At 32.7% G+C, this 5,700-nt stretch carries 6 protein-coding genes; 4 read left to right on the top strand and 2 right to left on the bottom strand.

Annotation, left to right across the window (positions count from 1 at the left end):
• Positions 1–83 precede the first annotated feature (83 nt).
• The 4 genes from I6U48_RS24250 (at position 84) to I6U48_RS24235 (ending at position 3,744) form a co-directional block, all read left to right on the top strand.
• On the top strand, positions 84–875 hold the full coding sequence (locus I6U48_RS24250) for an alpha/beta hydrolase (RefSeq protein WP_218323058.1): 792 nt from the start codon (positions 84–86) through the stop codon (positions 873–875).
• A gap of 292 nt (positions 876–1,167) precedes the next feature.
• Positions 1,168–1,983, top strand: coding sequence for an AraC family ligand binding domain-containing protein (locus I6U48_RS24245; protein WP_218323057.1), 816 nt, complete (start codon positions 1,168–1,170; stop codon positions 1,981–1,983).
• 95 nt (positions 1,984–2,078) lie between these two features.
• On the top strand, positions 2,079–2,504 hold the full coding sequence (locus I6U48_RS24240; protein ID WP_246615528.1) for a DUF2000 domain-containing protein: 426 nt from the start codon (positions 2,079–2,081) through the stop codon (positions 2,502–2,504).
• A 127-nt stretch (positions 2,505–2,631) separates the two neighbouring features.
• Positions 2,632–3,744 carry a helix-turn-helix domain-containing protein gene (locus I6U48_RS24235; RefSeq protein ID WP_218323056.1) on the top strand — a complete coding sequence of 371 codons (1,113 nt, stop codon included), beginning with the start codon at positions 2,632–2,634 and terminating at the stop codon, positions 3,742–3,744.
• A gap of 134 nt (positions 3,745–3,878) precedes the next feature.
• Here the strand turns inward: I6U48_RS24235 and I6U48_RS24230 are convergent, their stop codons facing one another.
• Both I6U48_RS24230 and I6U48_RS24225 read right to left on the bottom strand, forming a co-directional pair.
• A complete protein-coding gene (locus tag I6U48_RS24230) occupies positions 3,879–5,060 on the bottom strand; it encodes a M20 metallopeptidase family protein (protein ID WP_218323055.1) in 1,182 nt (393 codons plus the stop codon).
• Between the two features lie 19 nt (positions 5,061–5,079).
• Positions 5,080–5,601: a tryptophan transporter gene (locus I6U48_RS24225; protein ID WP_218323059.1), complete on the bottom strand. Its 522-nt coding sequence runs from the start codon at positions 5,599–5,601 to the stop codon at positions 5,080–5,082.
• Positions 5,602–5,700: the final 99 nt, after the last annotated feature.

Here is a 5,700-nt window from a genome sequence, read left to right as displayed (position 1 = left end):
CTGCGTATAAGTCAACTTTCTAGTGTGGGTATCTATATTAGATTTATACAATTGCAATTTTTTTGAAGGAGAGATTATATATAATGAATCAGAACGGAATAATATCCAAAGTTATAGTGAATTATAAAGGAAAGTTCTTTGAGATATCTACTAAATTTAGAAATGGTAATGATGAACTTATAATGTTTATTCATGGATTAGGGTGCTCTAAAAATTCTTTTGAACATGTATGGGATTCATCAGAGTTTGAAAATTATTCGTTGTTAACCTTTGATTTAGTTGGTTATGGAGATTCCTCAAAACCTATGGATTTTTCCTATGACATGGAAGAACAAGCAGAACTATGTAATTTATTATTAAATCAGTTTCAGTATGATAAAATTCATATTGTGGCTCACAGTATGGGGGGAGCTATAGGTCTATTACTAGCGGAAAGAATTAAAGATAGGCTGGCATCTTTTATAAGTGTTGAGGGAAATTTAATTGGAGATGATTGCGGCATAGTTAGTAGAAAGACAGTAGGATATTCCTTTGAAGAATTTCAAAATAAATTATTTGATAAATTGATAATGTCTAGCAGGCTTTCAGAAGACCTTAGTTCAAAATTATGGGGTGAAATGCTTGCTAAATGTAACTCTTCAGCATTTTATAAAAGCGCCCAATCCCTTGTAGAATGGTCAGACAGTAATAAGTTATTAAGCCTATTTATTGATTTAAAAGTAAACAAAAAGTATATTTATGGAGATAAAAATTCACAAATGGATGTTTTAAAGATGCTTAAAGATATTGAGAGAATTTCTATTTCAAGCAGTGGACATTTTATAATGAGTGATAATCCATATGAGTTCTATAAAAAGTTGTATAACATAATGTAAAGTATATTATAAAGGAGCTTTCACACTATAGACACTTACGGCCGACACTTAACTTATCCGACCGGATATATTGGCATTCTTCCAGCACAATAAATACTTTTGATAGGTCTAAAGCATTTAATTGTGCCTTCCAGAATGTAAATATCTCCCTGCTCATAAGTTAAGTGTCTGGTTTGGACATCTATAGTGAGATGGTTCCTTTTTTGGAATTCACTAGAGCAATATCATACAAGAATTATTAAATTATTTATGTTATTCTTAAACACAAATACTAAAGAAAGGATGATAATTAATGCAAAATGAAGTTCGGACAATTTGCTTTGATGCAGAATTAAATATAGAAGCTTATAGTTTCAAGGGAATTATGCAAAAATTTCCAAATCATTTTCATGAGTATTATGTAATTGGTTTTATTGAAAGTGGGCAAAGGCACTTATCTTGCAAAAATAGAGAGTATAATATAGAGCCTGGAGATTTAACTTTATTTAATCCTGGTGACAACCATACCTGTGAACAGATTGATAGCAGAGCCCTTGATTATTGCTGTATCAATATTCAACAAGAGATAATGAGAAAAGCTGTGTTTGAAATAACAGGAAAAGACTATTTACCTTATTTTAAAGAACCAGTCTTATTTCATAGCGACCTTGTATCTACTTTACGTGAGCTTCATTTTATGGTGATGTCCAATGAAAAGGACTTTAAAAAAGAGGAGATTTTTCTATTTATAATTCAGCAATTGATAAGTGAACATGCCGATACGGTTTCAAGTGCTGCTTCACAGGAGATAAATGCAGAGATATATGCTGTATGTGAGTATTTAGAAGAAAATTATATGAAAAATATTAAATTAAATGAACTAAGTGACCTAGCAGGATTAAATAAATATTATTTAATACGGTCCTTTACAAAACAAAAAGGAATATCGCCATATAGTTATCTTGAAACCATCCGTATCAGTAAGGCAAAGAAACTGTTAGAGCAGGGAGCCTCTCTGATAGATGTAGCGTTCCAAACAGGTTTTGCAGATCAAAGTCACTTTACCAACTTTTTTAAAAAACTGATTGGTCTTACACCAAAGCAATATAAGAATATTTTCATCAAATGAGTTTTAGAATAACTTATCCAGAGGCATATCAGATGTTATAGTTTAGGAAGTGTTGCGGATGGTAGCCGTTGGATAAATGATAAGGAGTGAAATAAATGATAAAAGAAAAGGATACCAAATGTGTTATGATTATAGATGAAAATCTTCCATTAGGCATTATTACCAATACTGCTGCAATACTAGGGGTTACATTAGGAAAGCAAGCTCCTGAGCTAGTAGGCCAAGACGCTGATGATGCTTCTGGACAAAGTCATCTAGGTATTATTACGATACCAGTACCTATTCTTAAAGGGAACAAAGAAGTCATTAGAGAATTGAGAGAAAAATTATATACTTCTGATTATGAGGATGTGATCGTAGCTGATTTTTCTGATGTTGCACAAAGTTGTAATGTTTATAGCGAATATCTTAATAAGACTTCAAACACATTAGAAGAAGAACATACATATTTTGGGATTGCTATTTGTGGTAACAAGAAAAAAGTGAACAAGTTAACAGGAAGTATGCCGCTGCTAAGATAATTATATAAAAACTTAACTTGTGGTTAAGCTTTTTGAAGTAAATTCAACTATGAATCCATTGGTGTATATTCTAAATTAAGATATACTAAAGGTAGGATCCAATAATAAAAGTGTGGAGTGATAACTAATGGAGAAATTATTAATAGGTGATGTTATTTATAGATTAAGAAAAGAAAAAGGAATTACTCAAGATCAACTGGCAAACTTTATTGGAGTGTCTACAGCGGCAGTATCAAAGTGGGAGAGTAGAATTTCATATCCAGATATAACTCTATTGCCTATTCTTGCAACATTTTTTAACGTTACTATTGATAAATTGTTAGATTTTAAAATTGAACTTACTGATAATGAAATTATGAATATATTTATTGAATGTGAGAAGCTTTTTAGTAGTGGTGAATTGCAAGAAGCTACAAACAGAAGTAAGGATTATATATCAAAATATCCTAATAGCTATTACTTAAAGCTTAGAATAGGCTTTTTATTTAATATGTATTCTTGGAAAAGTGCAGATAAGGAAGCTGGAATGAAGATGATAGAGTATTCAATTGAGCTGTTCGAAGATGTTGCACAAAATTGTAGTAAAGTGGAGTTAGTTGAGCAAGCATTATTTCAACTAGGGGCGTATTATCCAACAATAGGGAAAGAAGATAAAGCTATAGAGGCATTAAATAGAATTCATAAAAGTGAGTTGGACCCGGATGTGCTGCTGGCTTACATATATATAAATAGAAATGAATTGAAAGAAGCTAGGAAGATGCTGCAAAGTAAACTATACAAAGGCATAGATGATATAGGTCATGCATGTATAGGATTAGCTAATTCATATATGAAAGATGAAAAAGATTTTGCTATGGCAGAGAAGTATCATAATTTATATATAGATATCAGAAAGGTTTTTTCGAATGGAGAAAATTCTGTACTTGGCTTTGCTTTTGAATATTTAAATTTTGCGCATACTTGTCTAATGTTTAATGAAGCTGAAAAAGCAATAAACATATTAAATAAAATGATAGAAGATATAGAGAAAAATGATATCAATACTCCTCAAAAATTTAGTTCTATTTGGTGTTTTAATGAAATACCGGAGGGTAAGAGAACTATAACTATGAATTTATATGAGAATCTATTTAAAGTACTTGAGGCACCAGAATTTGATTTGATTAGAGAAAGACCTCAATTCATTAATATGCTAAAAGATTTGAAGGCTTTAGAAAAGAAATCTTTAGAGAAGAAATAAATTATAGTTCTTATTTTATAGACACCCAAACCAGATATTTAACTTATACGCAGGGATATATTGAGTCGAAAGAATGTCAATATATCTCGGAGAATAAGTTAAATGTCGGCCGTGGACGTCTATATTTAGCAACATTAGCACTGGTTGTTTTCTAGATACTGTGCAGCACAGTAGGCATATAGAGCTGCACCTAGAGGTAAAACTTTTTCATCTACGATCATACCTGGATTATGCATGGAGCAGATATGACCATCTTCAAGACTGCCAGCACCAAGGTTTAGCATAACTGAGGGCACTAGTTCTGCAATACTAGTAAAATCCTCTGTACCACAAGCCGTAGGAATTTCTTTTACTTTTTCTGCAGCTAAAATCTTTTTACAATAGCCTGCAATTTCATCACTAAAAGATGGGTTATTATATAGAGGTCCAATACCATATACAAATTCTACAATTGCCTGACCTCTGAAGGTTGCAGCTACATTTTCACTGATTTCCTTAACTCTCTTCTTTAGAAAATCACGCATTTCCTGTGTAGTGGCACGAATAGAAGCTTCAATTACTGCACTGCCAGCCAAGGTGTTGACAGTATCTCCACCTTGTATCTTGCCAACAATTAATACGGCATGCTCAGTGCAAGGTATTTCTCTTGAGATAATTTCCTGTAATGAAATAACAACATGGGCCGCAATGTTAATTGCGTCAATACCTTTCTCAGGAGTACTTCCATGGGCATTTTTTCCCTTTATAGTAATACGAACAGCATCACCAGAATAGAGGGCAGTACCTTTGGCGTAGGTAACAGAACCAACATCAAAGGTTTCATAACCAACCTTAACATGTATTCCTAGGGCTGTATCTACCTTTGGATTTTCAAGTATTCCAGCTGCTATCATGTCGTTTGCACCAGCTAGCAATTCTTCTGCAGGTTGAAACATAAATTTGACAGTACCCTTTAAGTTATCTTCATTTTGTTTTAGCAATTTTGCAGCACCAAGCAGCATAGCAGTATGACAGTCGTGGCCGCAGGAGTGGCAGTTTCCATTAGGAGCAGCAAAATCTAATCCCGTCTTTTCTACCATAGGAAGGGCATCCATATCCGCACGGAGCAATATGGTTTTGCCAGGATGGCCTAAGGTGCAGCTTACTCCTGCTTTTCCTACAAGAGAAGGAGTAAGACCATATTCAGTTAGCTTTTTCATTACAAAAGCGGTGGTTTGTGGAAGATCAAATCCGATTTCTGCATAGTTATGCAGAGTTCTTCTATTGATAATAAGTTCTTTATTAATTTCTAAAGCTTTTTCGTAATATCTATCCATATCAATTCTTCTTTCTCAATTAGATTTCTTTAATATCAGCTCTTTTAATTGCTGCATTTATAGCATTATATAAAATTGAACTTAATACAGTATTTATAACACAGGCTGGAAGTACTACTGTGAATAATAATATATTAAACTTTGTAGGTAATCCTACAGTCATTAGAGCTAAGAATAAAAATGAAGTTCCGCTGATAGCTGTTCCTAAAGCTGAAGTTAAAACAATTGTTATTTGATTATTCAATCTATTTCTTAGTGGTTTTAATAAGAAGAATAAAACATTTACTGTTATTATTTTATCTATAAAATTTGGTATTTGCCCTCCAGGGAAGGATGTAGTACCTGCAGCGAGTAAACCTAGCACAAGCCCAGCTGTTAAGCAGGTTTTATAATCATCATTAAGCATTATTATAATGAATAGCATAACTAAACCAGTACCAGGCTTCATCCCGAAGAACACTGGTGGAATAACCTGAGCAAGTACAGTTCCTATAGCTAAAAACAAAGAATTTATAATAACTTTTTTCAATTTCATAATTATATCCATTCCTTTCGCTTCGCTCAAGGCACAAAACGTAATGAAAAAGTTTGGCTTTAAGCGAATTTTTTTATATTATTAAACCATTGGGATTTCGGTATA

This window comes from Clostridium thailandense, from assembly GCF_019207025.1.
GTDB classification, from domain to species: Bacteria; Bacillota; Clostridia; order Clostridiales; family Clostridiaceae; genus Clostridium_AM; species Clostridium_AM thailandense.
This window is presented reverse-complemented; position numbering and strand designations above follow the sequence as displayed.

Coding starts and splice junctions, on each gene's coding strand:
- I6U48_RS24250 (WP_218323058.1), top strand. CDS start 84: ATGAATCAGAACGGAATAATATCCAAAGTTATAGTGAATTATAAAGGA.
- I6U48_RS24245 (WP_218323057.1), top strand. CDS start 1,168: ATGCAAAATGAAGTTCGGACAATTTGCTTTGATGCAGAATTAAATATA.
- I6U48_RS24240 (WP_246615528.1), top strand. CDS start 2,079: ATGATAAAAGAAAAGGATACCAAATGTGTTATGATTATAGATGAAAAT.
- I6U48_RS24235 (WP_218323056.1), top strand. CDS start 2,632: ATGGAGAAATTATTAATAGGTGATGTTATTTATAGATTAAGAAAAGAA.
- I6U48_RS24230 (WP_218323055.1), bottom strand. CDS start 5,060: ATGGATAGATATTACGAAAAAGCTTTAGAAATTAATAAAGAACTTATT.